Origin of the sequence: Roseburia rectibacter, assembly GCF_014287515.2 — a bacterium.
Classification (GTDB): Bacteria; Bacillota; Clostridia; order Lachnospirales; family Lachnospiraceae; genus Roseburia; species Roseburia rectibacter.
The window spans coordinates 3,648,688-3,664,668 of the sequence record NZ_CP092473.1 but is presented as its reverse complement, the minus strand read 5'-3'; the positions used below and the strand labels follow the sequence as shown (position 1 = coordinate 3,664,668).

Annotated in this window: 17 protein-coding genes and 1 pseudogene; 17 read left to right on the top strand and 1 reads right to left on the bottom strand. The window is 39.6% G+C overall.

Translation table 11 applies throughout. The features are described from left to right. Nucleotides 1-51: 51 nt before the first annotated feature. From H8S51_RS16765 to H8S51_RS18545, 9 genes and pseudogenes are all read left to right on the top strand, one after another. Complete coding sequence (locus H8S51_RS16765) at nucleotides 52-819, top strand: carbon-nitrogen hydrolase family protein (protein ID WP_186900221.1); 768 nt, start codon at nucleotides 52-54, stop codon at nucleotides 817-819. A gap of 10 nt (nucleotides 820-829) precedes the next feature. Then, entirely contained in the window at nucleotides 830-1,009 is a 180-nt protein-coding gene (locus H8S51_RS16760; RefSeq protein WP_241070790.1) for a hypothetical protein, read from the top strand. Between the two features lie 108 nt (nucleotides 1,010-1,117). Further along, nucleotides 1,118-1,321, top strand: coding sequence for a hypothetical protein (locus H8S51_RS16755; protein ID WP_186900220.1), 204 nt, complete (start codon nucleotides 1,118-1,120; stop codon nucleotides 1,319-1,321). 213 nt (nucleotides 1,322-1,534) lie between these two features. After that, complete coding sequence (locus tag H8S51_RS16750) at nucleotides 1,535-2,539, top strand: virulence RhuM family protein (protein WP_186900219.1); 1,005 nt, start codon at nucleotides 1,535-1,537, stop codon at nucleotides 2,537-2,539. A 3-nt stretch (nucleotides 2,540-2,542) separates the two neighbouring features. After that, nucleotides 2,543-4,228: a recombinase family protein gene (locus H8S51_RS16745; protein WP_186900230.1), complete on the top strand. Its 1,686-nt coding sequence runs from the start codon at nucleotides 2,543-2,545 to the stop codon at nucleotides 4,226-4,228. Nucleotides 4,229-4,785: 557 nt separating this feature from the next. After that, a complete protein-coding gene (locus H8S51_RS16740; RefSeq protein WP_118591445.1) occupies nucleotides 4,786-5,085 on the top strand; it encodes a type II toxin-antitoxin system RelB/DinJ family antitoxin in 300 nt (99 codons plus the stop codon). Beyond that, complete coding sequence (locus H8S51_RS16735) at nucleotides 5,085-5,417, top strand: type II toxin-antitoxin system RelE/ParE family toxin (RefSeq protein WP_118591447.1); 333 nt, start codon at nucleotides 5,085-5,087, stop codon at nucleotides 5,415-5,417. Before H8S51_RS16740 ends, H8S51_RS16735 begins: the two co-directional genes overlap by 1 nt. Before the next feature lie 325 nt (nucleotides 5,418-5,742). Beyond that, a complete protein-coding gene (locus tag H8S51_RS16730) occupies nucleotides 5,743-5,889 on the top strand; it encodes a hypothetical protein (RefSeq protein WP_182002558.1) in 147 nt (48 codons plus the stop codon). A 132-nt stretch (nucleotides 5,890-6,021) separates the two neighbouring features. Next, nucleotides 6,022-6,434: pseudogene (locus H8S51_RS18545) on the top strand (type II toxin-antitoxin system RelE/ParE family toxin). Nucleotides 6,435-6,515: 81 nt separating this feature from the next. Here H8S51_RS18545 and H8S51_RS16720 read toward each other — a convergent pair. Beyond that, a complete protein-coding gene (locus H8S51_RS16720; RefSeq protein ID WP_118591449.1) occupies nucleotides 6,516-7,811 on the bottom strand; it encodes an IS110 family RNA-guided transposase in 1,296 nt (431 codons plus the stop codon). A gap of 460 nt (nucleotides 7,812-8,271) precedes the next feature. On the opposite strand from H8S51_RS16720, the gene H8S51_RS16715 reads away from it, so the two are divergent. The 8 genes from H8S51_RS16715 to H8S51_RS16680 all read left to right on the top strand — a co-directional run bounded on the left by H8S51_RS16715 (nucleotide 8,272) and on the right by H8S51_RS16680 (nucleotide 15,926). After that, complete coding sequence (locus H8S51_RS16715; protein ID WP_022263216.1) at nucleotides 8,272-8,559, top strand: helix-turn-helix domain-containing protein; 288 nt, start codon at nucleotides 8,272-8,274, stop codon at nucleotides 8,557-8,559. 65 nt (nucleotides 8,560-8,624) lie between these two features. Further along, nucleotides 8,625-9,218 (top strand): hypothetical protein, encoded by a 594-nt coding sequence (locus tag H8S51_RS16710; RefSeq protein WP_118591451.1) that lies wholly within the window; start codon nucleotides 8,625-8,627, stop codon nucleotides 9,216-9,218. Between the two features lie 248 nt (nucleotides 9,219-9,466). Beyond that, the gene (locus H8S51_RS16705) at nucleotides 9,467-10,834 is read left to right on the top strand and encodes an MATE family efflux transporter (RefSeq protein WP_118591453.1); all 1,368 of its coding nucleotides are present in this window, start codon (nucleotides 9,467-9,469) and stop codon (nucleotides 10,832-10,834) included. A gap of 67 nt (nucleotides 10,835-10,901) precedes the next feature. Further along, nucleotides 10,902-12,272 (top strand): MATE family efflux transporter, encoded by a 1,371-nt coding sequence (locus H8S51_RS16700; protein ID WP_186900218.1) that lies wholly within the window; start codon nucleotides 10,902-10,904, stop codon nucleotides 12,270-12,272. A 348-nt stretch (nucleotides 12,273-12,620) separates the two neighbouring features. Then, the gene (locus H8S51_RS16695) at nucleotides 12,621-13,496 is read left to right on the top strand and encodes an NAD(P)/FAD-dependent oxidoreductase (protein WP_186900217.1); all 876 of its coding nucleotides are present in this window, start codon (nucleotides 12,621-12,623) and stop codon (nucleotides 13,494-13,496) included. A 139-nt stretch (nucleotides 13,497-13,635) separates the two neighbouring features. Continuing rightward, the gene (gene trxA, locus H8S51_RS16690; RefSeq protein ID WP_118591457.1) at nucleotides 13,636-13,947 is read left to right on the top strand and encodes a thioredoxin; all 312 of its coding nucleotides are present in this window, start codon (nucleotides 13,636-13,638) and stop codon (nucleotides 13,945-13,947) included. A gap of 18 nt (nucleotides 13,948-13,965) precedes the next feature. Next, a complete protein-coding gene (locus tag H8S51_RS16685) occupies nucleotides 13,966-14,406 on the top strand; it encodes a MarR family winged helix-turn-helix transcriptional regulator (protein ID WP_186900216.1) in 441 nt (146 codons plus the stop codon). A 254-nt stretch (nucleotides 14,407-14,660) separates the two neighbouring features. After that, entirely contained in the window at nucleotides 14,661-15,926 is a 1,266-nt protein-coding gene (locus H8S51_RS16680; RefSeq protein WP_118591461.1) for an ATP-binding protein, read from the top strand. Nucleotides 15,927-15,981 lie beyond the last annotated feature (55 nt).

Here is a 15,981-nt window from a genome sequence, read left to right as displayed (position 1 = left end):
TTGAGTTTATGGTTTACAAATCGTTATTTGTAGAGAGGAGATGATTGTTAAATGAGAATTGCTGCGTATCAATTTGCTGTATCTGGAAATATTAGTGAGAATTATAAAGAAATAGAAAAAGCAATATATATCGCAAAAACTGAAAATGTTCGGTTGCTTATATTTCCAGAATGTTCATTAACAGGGTATCCTCCGAGAAATATATCTAATGCGTCATGTGTTGATTTTAATCTTGTTCAGATAATGTGTGATAAACTTCAATCAATAGCTAACAAAAATGACATTTCCTTTATTATTGGAACTATATTTAAAGAAAAAGAAATATACAATAGAGCAATGTTGTTTCAGCCTAATAGTCAAATTGAGTTCTATGATAAGCGTGCCTTGTGGGGATGGGATAAGGATAATTTCACAAAAGGCAGTAACAATGGAATATTTGAAATGGAAGGGATAAAATTTGGAATAAGAATTTGTTTTGAAATCAGATTTCCTGAATTCTTTCGAGAACTATACAAAAGAAATACAGATATAAATCTAGTTCTATTTTATGATGTAGCAGATATAGATGATAACGAAAGATATAACATGATTAAAGGACACTTACAAACTCGAGCAGTTGAAAATGTTACTACCACTATTTCTGTAAATGCTATTTTACCATTTCAAACGGCTCCGACAATGGTCCTTGGAAAATCGGGTCAGTGTATAAAAGAATGTGTTAGAAATAAACCTGAACTTTTGATTTATGATTTTGAAAAGACAGAGAATGATTTCGGTGAAAATGGAAGGATATCAATATCTGATATGTTGATGGAATAGAGTGCAATTGATGTTTCAAGACAATGAATTGGTTAAGTCTAGTTTATATAGGCATATGAAATTCAGAGATATTGATGAAGTTATGTTAGATAGTGTGAAAGAAATACTTCTTGAAGGATTTAGGAATGAGGAAGAATTCGGTTACATGGCAGGATATGAACCATGGGAAAAACTAATCTTTGAGAGATAAGTTTTTCGAAAACTGTCGTTTGGTAAAATCTATTCCATTTTTAAAAGCCTTGCGATAAAATATGTTCTGTGAATTATTCACAAGATAATATTTTAAGGAGGCTTGGCAATGAACAAGGATTTTGAACGCTGCTGTAGCTTTCTTGCAGACATGATTATTAAATATGCACCAGAGATAAAAGAAGAAGTAGAGGTGTGTATGATGATCAAGGATTCAATTGATGACGAGAAAGCTAATAGGCAGAAACAATTTGACAGGTTCTGTTATTACTTAGGCGGAGAAAAACAGCTTCTGGACGAAAAGACTGCGTAGGCAACCGGCATCCTGCAGATAATATGCTGTAGGATGTATACATATATCAGGAGACTTCATTCATGGCGAGTGGAGTCTCTTTTATTTTGCACTGTATAATGGAAAAAGTTGTGGTTGAACAGAGGTTGGAATGATGATAAAATCTTGTTGGGACAATAGCGAACGCATGCGTTCACATTTTATAACTAAGAAGTAATGGATTGGAGCGGTGATATGGCGGACAAAATTGGAACAGGTGAATGTGGGGAAATTCTCATATACCAGACAGATAATGGACAGACAAATATAGAAGTTAAAATAGAAGATGATACAGTATGGCTGACACAACAGCAGCTTACTGAATTATATCAATGCAGTAAATCAAATATAAGTGAACATATAAAGCATATATTCGAAGAAGGGGAATTGGATAAGGATTCAGTTGTTCGGAAATTCCGAACAACTGCAGATGATGGAAAAACATATAATGTTACTTATTACAATTTAGATATGATTATATCTCTTGGATACCGTATTAAATCAGTGATTGCAACAAGATTCAGGCAGTGGGCTACAAAGCGGTTAAAAGAATATATGATTAAGGGATTTACGATAGATGACGAGCGTTTGAAAGGAAATGGTGGAGGAAATTACTGGAAAGAGTTACTTGACAGAATCAGGGATATAAGATCTTCAGAAAAGGTATTGTATCGCCAGGTTCTTGATTTGTATGCTACGAGTGTAGATTACAATCCTCATAGCGAAGAGTCTGTTAGATTCTTTAAAATTGTTCAGAATAAACTTCACTATGCAGCACATGGTCATACTGCGGCAGAGGTTATATATCAACGTGCTGATGCACAAAAACCATTTATGGGACTTACTTCATTTTCAGGTGAATTACCAGCATTAAAAGATATAGGAATTGCAAAAAATTATCTGGATGAGAGTGAACTAAAAGTATTAAATAATCTTGTATCTGGTTATTTTGATTTGGCAGAAATTAATGCAATTGAACATAAACCTATGTACATGGATGATTATGTAAAGCAATTGGATAGTGTTTTGTCATCAGGAAACAGAAAGCTTTTAACTGGTTCCGGTTCTGTAAGTCATAAACAGGCGTTGGAGAAAGCAAAGTCAGAATACAGAAAATATCAGGAGATTACTTTGACACCAGTCGAAAAAGCATATCTTGAAAGCATTAAAGAGGTTTCCAAGGAAGTAAAAAGGAGATAACATCTGATGAAAAAACAGCAGAAATGTTACATATATACAAGAGTTTCCACTTCCATGCAGGTAGATGGTTACAGTCTTGATGCACAGAAGGACAAGCTTAGAAAATACGCAGAGTATCAGGAAATGTCTATCGTCGGGGAATATTCTGATGAGGGTAAATCTGGCAAAAGTGTGGAAGGCAGACCACAGTTTAAGCAGATGCTTGCGGATGTAGAAAGTGGCAAAGACAATGTTGATTATGTGCTGGTATTTAAGCTGTCACGATTTGGAAGAAATGCTGCAGATGTTTTATCGTCATTGCAGAAAATGCAGGATTATGGAGTTAATCTTATCTGTGTAGAGGATGGAATTGACAGCTCCAAGGATGCCGGGAAACTGATGATATCTGTGTTATCTGCAGTAGCAGAGATAGAGCGTGAGAATATACTTGTTCAGACAATGGAAGGCCGCAGACAGAAAGCGAGAGAAGGCAGATGGAACGGCGGATTTGCACCATATGGCTATCAGCTGGTAAATGGTGAGCTTATCATTGCAGAGGATGAGGCAGAGATTATCCGCATAATATATGATAAATTCGTCAATACAACGATGGGAATGGCTGCGATAGCCGCATTTTTAAATAACAGTGGTTATAAGAAAAAGCTTCGCCAGAATAACATAATTGAAGGTTTCTCTACATCATTCGTCAAAGGTGTGCTGGATAATCCGATATATTGCGGTAAGCTTGCATTTGGAAGAAGAAAAAATGAGAAGATTCCGGGAACAAGGAATGAATATCATATCGTAAAACAAAAGGATTACTTGCTAAGTGATGGAGTCCATGAGGCAATTATATCAGAAGAAATGTGGAACCAGGCACACAGAAAGCGGCAGGAGACAGGTGTTTTACAGGTAAAAACACATAGTCTTGAGCATGAACATATTTTATCAGGGATTATTAAGTGCCCTGTATGTGGAAGCGGTATGTATGGCAATGTGAATCGTAAGAAGCATCCGGACGGAGGCTATTACAAGGATTATTTCTATTATGCCTGCAAACACAGGAAGCTTGTGGACAGACACCGCTGTACTTATAAAAGACAGTGGAATGAGGACAGAATCAATGCGGCAGTTGAGGAAATTATCCGTAAATTTGTAAAGAACCCAAAGTTTGAGCAGGAAATCCGTAAGCAGATAGGAAGCAGCATTGATACTTCGGAGCTTGACAAGGAATATGATGGATTAAAAGATAGACTGAGCCAGACAACCGGGGCAAAAAACAGGCTTGCTGACCAGATGGATCATTTATCTGTATCCGATAAGAATTATGACAAAAAATATAATGACATGCAGGAACGTTTGGACAAGCTATATGATGAAATCACTGATATTGAGAATGCCATGGAAGAAGTCGAAACAAGACTATATAATATCAGGCAGGACAAAATCTCAGAAGATAATGTTTACCAGTTCCTTTTATTCTTTGATAAGCTGTATGATAAATTTACAGATCTGGAAAAGAAGACATTTTTGAAGAGCTTCCTGTCGGATGTGTTTATCTATGAGGAAGAGCAAAAGGATGGCAGAATATTAAAAGGTCTCCGGTTTAAATTTCCTATATATATGAATGGCAGAAATGTATTAGGCGTGGATTGGGACAACGAGAGTACAGATGAGACAATAGTTGCACTACATCGGACAGATTCGTAAAAATCCTTGATTTGCGCGAAGGCAACGAGGAGAGTTCCGAAGAAACAACTGGCTGTAAAGCCAGTGTTTATGCGGAATTCGACGACTGCCCGCGAGTCGGGAAGTTTGTAAAACTTCTCGACTTCCGGCACTTTGAGAGGTTTTTCAGGTTTGACCAGAGTGACCGAAAAACATACAAAAAGGCAATTTCTGATGGAGTAAACGTGTCTGTGGTATTGGACTGCGGCTTCGGAAACACATCAAAGAGAAAGTAATACATTTATCATTCAACTAAATAACAGAATCCGCCGGCATTAGTTGATAATGATGATAGAAAGTGATGGCGGATTTAATTTTTGCCGTTATAATCCGCCGGCATAGAATGCAGTTTAGGAAAATGTCGCATGATTATTGGTGAAATATGCCGCCAAAAAGCGACGGCAACACCATAAAATGTCGCAATAAAGTGATGTCAGCAATCATAATTGCCATTAAAAAGTGACGGCAACAGTTAAAAATATTTGTGTTGTAAAATGCAATACATGGTGGTACACTATAAGAAACAGGAGGTGCATACTATGGCAACGAAAACTGCAAATGTAACAGCACGAATTCAACCGAATATAAAAGAGCAGGCAGAGGCAATTCTTGACAGACTTGGAATTCCTGTATCTGTATTCATAGATATGACTTACAGACAGGTTATTATGCGTGATGGAGTACCATTTTCACTTGATATTCCGGATAAACTTGTTACAAGAGATTCTATAACACAACCTGAATTTGATACGATGATGCAGACCGGGCTTGCACAGGCAAAAAAGAACGATTCTGTATCTGTTGATGAGGCTTTTAATCAATTAAAGTCGGAGATATAGTGAATGAATATGAGGTAAGGGTAACAAGGCAGGCATTAGAGCAGATGAAAGAGATAGTGCATTATATTTCAAATGATCTAATAGCACCGGATGCAGCAGATAATCTGCTTGACAAGATGAAAGCAGAGATTACTAAGTTGTCGAGCTTTCCGAAAAAACATGCCTTGATTGATGAAGAGCCGTGGAGGACTGAGGGAGTACGCAAGATTGTTGTTAAAAACTTCCTGATTTATTATTGGGTTGATGATGAAAATAACAGAGTTCAGGTAACAGCAGTTATTTATAGCAGGAGAGACCAGATCAGGCAGCTAAGTAATATGGATATGGAGTAGTGGCTTAATCCATAAGGATTACTATAAAAGTATATAGTTGCAAATATATAAAACTGAATACACGCAATGAAAGAAGCAGATATGTGGAAATATTCCATGTGTCTGCTTTTTTCATGCAGTTATATATCCCACACCGCAGGTGTGTACCGGCAGGGTATTAGGGGCAGCCGCCACTAACGAGATGGGTTTTCGTAACACGAAAACCGTATCTCACCTACCATGTTACAGGAATTTCCAAAGCAGCGGAAATGAATTTACAAAGGACTGACAGAGTGACTATCACAGCAAAACAGATAAGAAGAATTACACAAGAGGAGGGATGTGTATGGGCAGACCAAAGAGCAGACAGGCACCAAGAACGACAATGAGCATCCGGGTATCGGAGCGTGAGCGAAGACAGATAGAGGAAAAAGTCCAAGAAAGAGAATCCAGAAGTGAAGCAATGTCCGCAGGAAAAGGTGGAGTATATTAAGGATGCGTTGAGGCATTTCAGATTGATTTAGTAAATTGATGGTATGTCACGAAAAATCCCCTAGATACTCCTACAAAGCTCATAAATAAGCCATTTCTTAGTTGAAAAAGTGCTCTACTACACACTTACTACATGTTTTTTAGAGAAATAGTTCGGTATGATTATATTAAATGGATAATTGACATTATGGTATATATGCCATATAATATTTACAAAGGAGATTGTATGACAGAATTTAAACTGATAGCATATGAAAAAGAAAACGGAGAAGTTCCAGTAGAGCAATTTCTTGATTCAGTTAATCCTAAGATGCGAGCTAAAATATTTGGATTGCTGGGTATATTACAAGAAAAGGGAAATATGCTTAGAGAACCTTACAGTAAACATCTGGATGACGGGATATTTGAATTGCGTTGTAAATTTGGAAGTGATATTACCAGAGTCTTATATTTTTCTATTATGAGGGAAAAATAATATTGACGAATGGTTTTGTTAAGAAGACACAGAAAACTTCTAAAGAGCAATCTGGTGATATGTCAAGCTAATTTTTGAAATAATTTTGATATGTATTTCAGAAAAAAGGGTAACTTTAATAGATCTATGATTCAAGCAAAACATAGGTTCGACTAGTTAGAATCTTTAATTGATGTATCCAGCGATACGCCGGAGTACAGTTGGTTTCTGGCCAGCAATCCATAAACCAAACGAACGAATTTACGTGAAGTCAGCGCGAGTGCTCTTTTGTGTTGATGTTTCGGAACTTCATTGTACTTCTTCCGATAGTACGCTCCGTACTCAACGTTGTGTTTTCTCATACTGTTGGCGGCTTCGCCAAGATAGTATCGCAGATAACGATTACCGGCTTTTATCATGGGAGTATCTTCTCCGTAGAAATCACCGGACTGGTTGGATTTCCATGTGAGACCGGCATACTTGGCAAGAGCATCAGATGAATGAAAAGCGGTTATATCGCCTATTTCAGCAATTATGCCACCAGCAAAGACAGGACCGATGCCATCAATAGATTGAAGAATAATAAAGGCATTTGGGTTCAAACCTTTGATTTCCTTTTCGATAGCATTGTCAATGACTTTGATTTCTCTTTTAAAGGTTTCAATGCAGTTGAAAGAACTGGCAATAGACACATTTAAAGGCTCATAAAGAGCTTTATCCAGACGATAAGAATCTCTGGCAGCTTTCTTTAATAAATCTGCGGTCTTGCTTATATCCTTAATGCGGTTGCGGCTTTTTTCAGCAAGGAATGCAATCAGATTTTCTTCGGAAGAAGCTAAAATTTCTTCCGGGGAAAGGTATTCCATTAATACACTGGAAGATGTAGCGCCATATATATCGCAGAAAGGCTGGTCATCTCCTTCAAGCATCTGCAATTCGCTGAATTTCAGATAAAGATTGGAGATAAGATAAGTTTTCTCCCTGGTCATGCATTCAACAAGGTGAATACGATGCCGTGTGAGACGTTTCAAAGCAAGAAACTGGCTGCCGCGCCAAGGCTCGGATTCAATGTTTCCAGCTCTTGCATAGTCTGCAATAACAAAGGCATCAATAGGGTCAGATTTACCAAGTCCTATATAGCTTTTCTTGTAGTTTGCAGTACATTTAGGGTTCAGGACAAAAACATAAGGCTTAAACCGCATCAATTCTTCACAAGAAGAAAGATAATTAGCGATATGGATGCTGTAAACAGAAGTTGATTCTAAAGCAGCAACAACCATAGTTAAGTCGGGGTGTTGATTTAAACACTCAAGTATCTTCAAAGCTAATTCCTCAGCCCCGGGCTGATTGTTGGCAAAAGAAGAGTTTATGTAATTATTTTTGAAAAAATCCAAAGCACAAACATAGTTGGATTTTGAGCTGACGTCAATACCGACGTAAAGCGTAGATAAAGGGTTAATCTTTAACATGATATCACCCGCCTTTCCGATTAAGTATTCTTGGAATCTGAAGTAAAAGGTTTATCCTGGGAATCATATGCTGACCGAAACCTCGCGTAATAAGCATACACTCTGGCAGCTCTTTTGCTGGTGCTGTACGCCAGAGGATGAAACATCTGTGTAAGCGGAATATGACATATGAATCAGGCTGCAAGCTTTCTAAGCAGGCACCGAGATCGGGCTGAAAGGAGACAAAGCAGAGCCTCTAGACATCAGACTCTGCTGATATCATACCACAGAATAACCTATGTAACTAATAACCAAAGTAGATGAGATGGAAAGGGATTATCCCAGGTGTCTCAGATCATCTATAAATCTATAGAAAGAATAAGTGCATAACCATCGTTTCTACTGGCTATACACTTATTATACGAGGAGATTCAGATTGCAAAGGATAGAAGAAAGGATTTCATAGAAAGGGTGATGAAGGATGAGAACATTTGATGATATGCTTTCTAAGCAGTTAAAGGATGATGAGTTCAGAAAAGAATATGAAGCTATTCAGCCTGAGATGGATGTCATAAGAGCTATTGTGGATGCTCGTACTTCTCAGAATATGACACAGAAGGAACTTGCAGAACGTACTGGTATTAATCAGGCAGACATCAGCAAGCTTGAGAATGGAACAAGGAACCCTTCTGTTAATTTACTTAAAAGATTAGCGGATGGTATGGGAATGGCTCTTAAGATTGAGTTTGTACCTAAACAGAAAGCTTGATTATATGACCTCACTGGAATGTTGTCTGGTGAGGTTGTTTTATTAATTAATATGGAGGATGATAAATGATAGATATTGGAATGGGAGATTGGATTAAGGATTATAATGGCTATTTGCTTATGAAATTTACCAGTAAGTACCGTTATCAGCAACGCTTTCTCGATGGAAAACTGTTTTTTAATACATCTGATTTTTTTGCAAGATGTGATGATGCAGGACGAAGTGACCATCATGAGGGAAATGCCATAGTTGTTAATGAATCTGAGAAATCAACGTCGTCATTAAGATATGAAATTATCAATGGTCAAGTATGTTTGATAGAAGAGGAGTATGCAAATGGATTGGAAATACAAATTAAAGTACAAGCTATTATTGCTATTGCATATTTAATCTATGGAGCATTGAGCACATCATATACATTGCATCGGATTAGATATGAGCATAATCAACCCATTAAATATACTGGTTATTGCGATAACGAAGGAAAACCTATACCAATTGAAGCTAAGATTTTTTATAATGGTAAAGAATACAAAGTTGTTAAGCATGAGGGAATATATAGGCTATTACCATATGATGAGAAGATAATAACTTCAAGATTAATGAAACTTGAAGTTGTTGCGTGTGATAGAGAAGGGAAGTTGTTTATATACAAATAAAGAATAGATTAATTATGGAAGGTTGAAATATACCTTCTTTTTTTATACCCATTTTTTAAGGAGGTGGTGCTCTGTATGTGCATTCACTTTAGAAATCTTCCGGTTCAATGTAATTTCCAAAACTAAAACTATACTTTTCTTTGGGCAATCACTATAATAACAGTGTATAATAAGTGGTATGGAAAAAATTGAAGCAAATGCAGTAAGAGAGGAAGAAAACGAATGACAACAAGACAGGAGGCATTTTTATGGCAGCAAAAGATACAATGGAAAATAAAATTACAGAAGGCGTGATCTGGAAACAGTTGTTATTATTCTTTTTTCCGATACTGGTGGGAACATTTTTCCAGCAGATGTATAATACCGTGGACGCTGTGATCGTCGGGCGTTTTGTTGGAAAAGAAGCGCTTTCATGCGTTAGTGGTTCGTCCGGACAGATCATCAATCTGGTGGTTGGATTTTTTACCGGGTTATCAGCCGGGGCAACTGTCATGATCTCCCAGCATTTCGGTGCAAAAAATGAAGAACAGTTACACAAAGCACTGCATACGGCATATGCGTTCGCAATCACAGGTGGAATCATTGCTGGCGTGATCGGTGTTGCTGCGACACGTATGGTTTTACAATGGATGAATACGCCGGAAAACCTGTTAGCGGATTCGACACTTTATGTCCGGATCTATTTTGCAGGATTACTGTTTATTTTTGTTTATAATATGGGGGCAGCGATCCTGCGTGCGATCGGTGATTCAAAACGACCGCTTTATTTTCTGATCGTCTGCTGCATTGTAAATATTATTCTGGATCTTTTGCTGGTGCTTGGATTCAGACTTGGGGTACTTGGTGTGGCAGTGGCGACGCTGATTGCACAGGGAATCAGTGCGGTACTTGTCAGTGTGGCGTTAATGTATCATACTGCCGGGTTAAAGTTAATTCCACGTGAGATCAAAATTCATAAAAGCGTGTTGAAAAACATGCTGACGATCGGACTGCCAACCGGTATCGAATCGAGCATGTACAGCATTTCAAATGTGATCGTGCAGGCTGCATTAAATGGATTTGGTGTCGATACGATGGCAGCATGGGCTGCGTTTGGAAAAATAGACAGCCTTTTCTGGATGATCAACAGCGCATTTGGAATTGCGGCAACCACGTTTGTTGGACAGAATTTTGGCGCAGGGAAAATGGACCGTGTCCGCAAAGGAACGAAAGAGTGTCTTGGTATGGCGTTTGTGACAGCAATCCTGTTAAGTGTGATCTTAATGTCTGCCGGAAGGTTTTTATTTAGTATATTTACCACGGATGCAAATGTGGTGGAGATCGGTCTTGGCATGATGCAGATCATATCACCGACCTATTTTCTGTTTGTGTTTATCGAGGTATATTCCGGTTCACTGCGTGCGCAGGGACATGTGCTTGTGTCTACGGCAATGACGATGCTCGGTATCTGTGTGCTGCGTGTCGTATGGGTTACCTGGATCGTGCCGGATGGGACACTTTCACAGATCGTCGCATGCTACCCGGTCACCTGGTTTGTCAGTGCTGTCGGTATGATCATTTATTATCACTATAAGCAGAAAAAGATTTTGGAAAAATTTAGTGTGGCGCAAGTGTAAATCTTTGATGCAGACTTTATAAAAATAAAGACAGATGTAAAAATTAACGAAAGAAGAGAACATACAAATGAAACAGTCAAAAAATGAAATCAACCTGGGAGAGGGCAGTGTTGGAAAGCTTTTGCTGACATTGGCAATACCGTCCGTGATCGCACAGCTTGTCAATCTTCTTTATAATCTTGTAGACCGTATCTATATTGGTCATATCCAGGAAAACGGAGGCGTGGCACTGACCGGTCTGGGTTTATGTTTTCCAATACTGATGCTTGTCACAGCATTTTCCGGTCTGATCGGATATGGAGGGGCACCGCGTGTTGCGATTTACATGGGAAAAGAAAAAAATGACGAAGCGGAGGAAATACTTGGAAACTGTACAATGGCGCTGGTTGTGATTGCAGTTATTTTAACGGTGGTATTGGAATTTACAGCCGAGCCGCTTCTGATGTTGTTTGGTGCAAGTGAGAACACGCTGCCGTATGCACTTTCCTATCTGAAGATTTATGGAAAAGGAACATTGTTTGTCATGCTGACAATGGGATTAAATTCCTTTATCAATACACAGGGATTTTCAAAAGTGGGGATGAAAACAGTCCTGATTGGGGCGGTCTGCAATATTATTTTAGATCCGGTTTTCATTTTTGTATTTGGCATGGGCGTGCAGGGGGCTGCACTTGCAACCGTGATATCGCAGGCAATATCAGCGATCTGGGTTATTTGTTTCCTGACAGGAAAACAGACAAAACTGAAAATAAAAACAAAATATTTCAAACCAAAAGCATCGGTGCTTTTACCGGTATGCGCGCTCGGCGTATCACCTTTTATCATGAATGCGACGGAGAGTGCGATCAATATCGCATTTAATGCATCGCTGTCACGTTACGGCGGTGATGTGGCGGTCGGAGCCATGACGATCTTAAGCAGTATTATGCAGCTTCAGTTTATGCCGGTACAGGGAATTGCACAGGGGGCCCAGCCGATCATGAGTTTTAACTACGGAGCAAAAAAGATGGATCGTGTTAAAAAAGCATACCATCTGCTTTTGATCTGCAGTTTTACATACACTGTGATCTTCTGGCTGGCAGTGGAAATTGCACCGGGTGCTTTTGTACATCTGTTTAACAGCAGTTCGCAGGAACTATTCGAAATGACAAAATGGGCACTGCGCATCTATATGGCAGCAACCGGAGTATTTGGCATTCAGCTTGCAGTACAGCAGGTATTTATGGCACTTGGTCAGGCAAAAATTTCGTTATTTATTGCGTGTCTGCGAAAGATCATCCTGCTGATCCCGTTGATCTATATTTTGCCGCATTTCTTTGCGGACAAGGTGTTTGCTGTCTTTTTAGCAGAGCCGGTTTCGGATTTTATCTCGGTAACTGTTGCAGCAACTTTGTTTTTATTCAATATCAAAAAGATATTGAAAGAGGGCGAAGCGTGAGCATATAATGGGATAAAAGCAAAACAATTAAAAACGAGTTTAAGCTGGCAGAAAAGCGAGGGCGATAAATGTGCAGAAGAAAAAATGAGTCCGTTTGCAACGAAGAGTGCAAAAGTATTTAACATTCAGAAGATTTCCGGCAAAGGACAGCAGATCACAGTGACACTGAAGTCAAAAGTATATAAGTTTACAGCAAAATAAAATAACGCATAGGAAAAGAGAACTGTGAGAAAATAATCTCATGGTTCTTTTTTTGCTTGACAAGTGAGTGTATCTTACTGTATGATAAAAAACGTAAAGATTGTACACAATTAAATTTAAGACAATGATTTGGAGGTGGAGAGAAAAATGGAGAGAGCAGATATAGCGATCATTGGAACCGGTCCTGGCGGTGTCTCTGCCGCATTGACTGCAAAAGTAAGAAATAAAAACATTTTGCTGATCGGCAAAAAGCAGATGAGCGATAAGGTGAGCAAGGCGCATCAGATCATGAACTATCCGGGACTTCCGGCTGTGACCGGAGCCCAAATGGCAGAAACGTTTGAAAAGCAGCTTGCCATGATGGAGATTGACATTACGGACAGCCGTATTGGTACTGTTTATGCGATGGGTGACTATTTTGCAATTCAGGCAGGCGAGGAAATGCTTGAGGCAGAGAGTGTGATCTTAGCATGCGGAGTTGTCTCCGGAAAAACCCTTCCGGGTGAGGATGAGTTTTTAGGAAGTGGCGTCAGCTATTGCGCAACCTGTGATGCCTGCTTTTATAAAGGGAAAAAAGTTGCTGTTATCGGTTACGGAAAGGATGCGGAACATGAGGCAGATTTTCTTGCGGAAGTGGCAGCAGAAGTACTTTATTTTCCGATGTATCAGCATGAACCGGAGGTTTCGGAGCGGGTGACTGTGATCAAAGAACGTCCGAACGAGATTTTCGGGGAAAAGAAAGTAGAAGGACTCCGTACAGAGCAGGGAGAACACTTTGTGGATGGTGTTTTTGTATTGCGTGATGCTGTATCTCCGAAACAGCTCGTGCCGGGACTTGAATTAGACGGAAATCATGTAAAGGTTAATCTGTCCATGGAGACAAATATTCCGGGACTATTCGCCTGTGGTGATATCACTGGCACACCGTATCAGTATATTAAAGCAGCCGGACAGGGCAATGTTGCAGCGTTATCCGCCGTGACTTATCTGGATGCAAAGAAACGTGCAGCCGGAAAGCAGTAAATCACAGCCCATATAAAAAGGAATGTGGAAAATTTAAACCGCGTTGTATGTCATTACAGCAGATGTATAGATATGTAGATATATATTAGAAATAAACAGTATATTATGCGCAAAGGGCAGCGCAGGAAGGGAAAATATTATGGTAAAGAAAATTACAAATAACGATTTAAATGAAGCAAAAAAAGGAGTAGCAGTTGTCGATTTTTCCGCAGTATGGTGTGGACCATGCCAGATGTTAGCACCGGTGATGGAAGAATTATCCGAGGAGTTTTCCGGCAAGGCAGAATTTTACAACGCAGATTCCGATGAGAACATGGGACTTGCGCAGGAGTACCGCATTGTCAGTATCCCGGCAGTCATTGTATTAAAAGATGGTGTGGAAGTGGCAAGAACGATTGGTTTCCAGCCGAAAGACGCCATGAAAAGTTTTATTGAAGAACATCTGAATTAGAATGGAATGGGGATTATTATGCCGGATAAATATGATGCATTAAAACTGGAAAATCAGTTGTGTTTTCCACTTTATGCCTGCTCGAAAGAAATCGTGCGAAAGTATAAGCCTTTTTTGGACGAGCTGGATTTAACCTATACGCAGTATATTGCGATGATGGTACTCTGGGAGCATAAACAGATCAGTGTGAAGGATATGGGAGCATTATTATATTTAGATTCCGGCACGCTCACACCTGTATTGAAAAAACTTGAACAAAAAGGGTATCTGGTCCGTGCAAGGGACAGTCAGGATGAGCGTGTGTTAAACGTGACGATCACAGAACTTGGCGAAAAGTTAAAAGAGTCTGCAGTTGAGGTACCCAAAAAAATGGGATGCTGCGTGTGCCTTGGGAAAGAGGATGCCGCCGAGTTGTACCGGTTACTGCATAAAGTACTGGGGTTACTTGGAAAAGAGTAAAAATAAATCATATTTCAAACAAAAATTGCCGCTTAGTTTATCAGACCATGGCGGCTATTTTTGTGTTTTATGATCAGTGCCTGCAATAGAAAGTTAAAGTGATTTCTACACCTAATCCAGTTGCACCATATCAAACCCGTATGGTAAAATTATCCTAATATGATGGTCGGAAAACTGGCTGATTTATACTGACAGAATATTTGCTGGGTGTGTATTCTGTTTACAAAGAGGAGAAAACACTAGGGGAGATTTTTATGGAACAGAGAATGTTGATCGCAGTATTGATCGTGGCACTTGCAGGTCTGTTAGTGTTTGATACGATACGGCTGCGCCGTATGCAGGCACAAAGAGATTTGGCAAAAAAAGAAGTCGCAGATGTAAAAACAGAATTTTTGTCGCGCATCAGTCACGAGATCAAGACACCGATGAATGTGATCGTTGGTGCAACAGCGTTAGGACTTGAGGAGACAGAGCATCCGGAGCGGATGGAAGAATGTTTAAACCGTATCCGCGGTGCGAGTGAATTCCTGATGGGATTGTTGAATGATTTAGTGGATATGTCTAAGATCGAAAACGGAAAGTTCCATCTTCATCCAAAGCCGTATTCGTTTACGGAATTTTTAAATGAAGTGGAAAATATGATGGAGCCGATGTGTGAGCGCAAATGGATTCGATTTCATATGCCGCATGAGGAGATCAACATTAATATGATGGTTGATCCGGTGCGGTTTTTCCAGATATTTTTTAATCTGCTCTCCAACGCAGTGAAGTTTACACCGGAGGGCGGGGAGGTCACATTCCGTATCTGTAATTATGCAACTCATAATGATCATTTCTGTGCAGATTATGTAGTGTCGGATAATGGAATGGGAATGAGCGAAGAGTTTCAGCAGATCCTGTTCCAGCCATTTACGCAGGAGAGCGTGAATCAGGGCGAGCGTGGAAACGGAGCGGGACTCGGACTTGCGATCGTAAGGAGCATCGTTGACCTGATGGGAGGAACAATCGCAGTGAAAAGTGAGCCGCAGAAGGGCACGGAGATAAAGGTTCACTTAGAGATCGAGATTGCAGAGATACAGCCGGAAATTGAAGTAGCGCACCGCTCTGCGGAGGAGATGCAGAATATTTTACGGGGGAAGAGAATCCTGCTTGTAGAAGATCATCCGTTAGATATTGAGATCAGCAAAAGGATTTTAGAGCATGTCGCAGTGAACGTCGTCAGTGTGCAGGATGGAAAAGCGGCATTAGAGCAGTTTAAAGTGGAAGAACCTTATCATTTTGACGCGATACTGATGGATATCCAGATGCCGAATATGAATGGTTTCGTTGCGGCGAGAGCGATAAGGAAGGTTGCGAAGCCGGATGCGCAGATCATTCCGATCATAGCATTAAGTGCAGATGATACACCGGAAGATGTAAGAAAATGCAAGGAAACAGGAATGAATGCGCATATTGCAAAACCGGTTGAACCACAAAAACTGTATCAGATTTTGTGTGAATATCTGCTTGCACCAATTTAAGAGGCAATTTTATAACAGAAAATCCGATGGCTTTATAAAGACAAATAGATAGTCT

Excerpts from the sequence above, each read along its gene's own strand:
- H8S51_RS16765 (WP_186900221.1), top strand. The coding sequence starts at position 52 with ATGAGAATTGCTGCGTATCAATTTGCTGTATCTGGAAATATTAGTGAG.
- H8S51_RS16760 (WP_241070790.1), top strand. The coding sequence starts at position 830 with ATGTTTCAAGACAATGAATTGGTTAAGTCTAGTTTATATAGGCATATG.
- H8S51_RS16755 (WP_186900220.1), top strand. The coding sequence starts at position 1,118 with ATGAACAAGGATTTTGAACGCTGCTGTAGCTTTCTTGCAGACATGATT.
- H8S51_RS16750 (WP_186900219.1), top strand. The coding sequence starts at position 1,535 with ATGGCGGACAAAATTGGAACAGGTGAATGTGGGGAAATTCTCATATAC.
- H8S51_RS16740 (WP_118591445.1), top strand. The coding sequence starts at position 4,786 with ATGGCAACGAAAACTGCAAATGTAACAGCACGAATTCAACCGAATATA.
- H8S51_RS16730 (WP_182002558.1), top strand. The coding sequence starts at position 5,743 with ATGGGCAGACCAAAGAGCAGACAGGCACCAAGAACGACAATGAGCATC.
- H8S51_RS16720 (WP_118591449.1), bottom strand. The coding sequence starts at position 7,811 with ATGTTAAAGATTAACCCTTTATCTACGCTTTACGTCGGTATTGACGTC.
- H8S51_RS16715 (WP_022263216.1), top strand. The coding sequence starts at position 8,272 with ATGAGAACATTTGATGATATGCTTTCTAAGCAGTTAAAGGATGATGAG.
- H8S51_RS16710 (WP_118591451.1), top strand. The coding sequence starts at position 8,625 with ATGATAGATATTGGAATGGGAGATTGGATTAAGGATTATAATGGCTAT.
- H8S51_RS16705 (WP_118591453.1), top strand. The coding sequence starts at position 9,467 with ATGGCAGCAAAAGATACAATGGAAAATAAAATTACAGAAGGCGTGATC.
- H8S51_RS16700 (WP_186900218.1), top strand. The coding sequence starts at position 10,902 with ATGAAACAGTCAAAAAATGAAATCAACCTGGGAGAGGGCAGTGTTGGA.
- H8S51_RS16695 (WP_186900217.1), top strand. The coding sequence starts at position 12,621 with ATGGAGAGAGCAGATATAGCGATCATTGGAACCGGTCCTGGCGGTGTC.
- trxA (WP_118591457.1), top strand. The coding sequence starts at position 13,636 with ATGGTAAAGAAAATTACAAATAACGATTTAAATGAAGCAAAAAAAGGA.
- H8S51_RS16685 (WP_186900216.1), top strand. The coding sequence starts at position 13,966 with ATGCCGGATAAATATGATGCATTAAAACTGGAAAATCAGTTGTGTTTT.
- H8S51_RS16680 (WP_118591461.1), top strand. The coding sequence starts at position 14,661 with ATGGAACAGAGAATGTTGATCGCAGTATTGATCGTGGCACTTGCAGGT.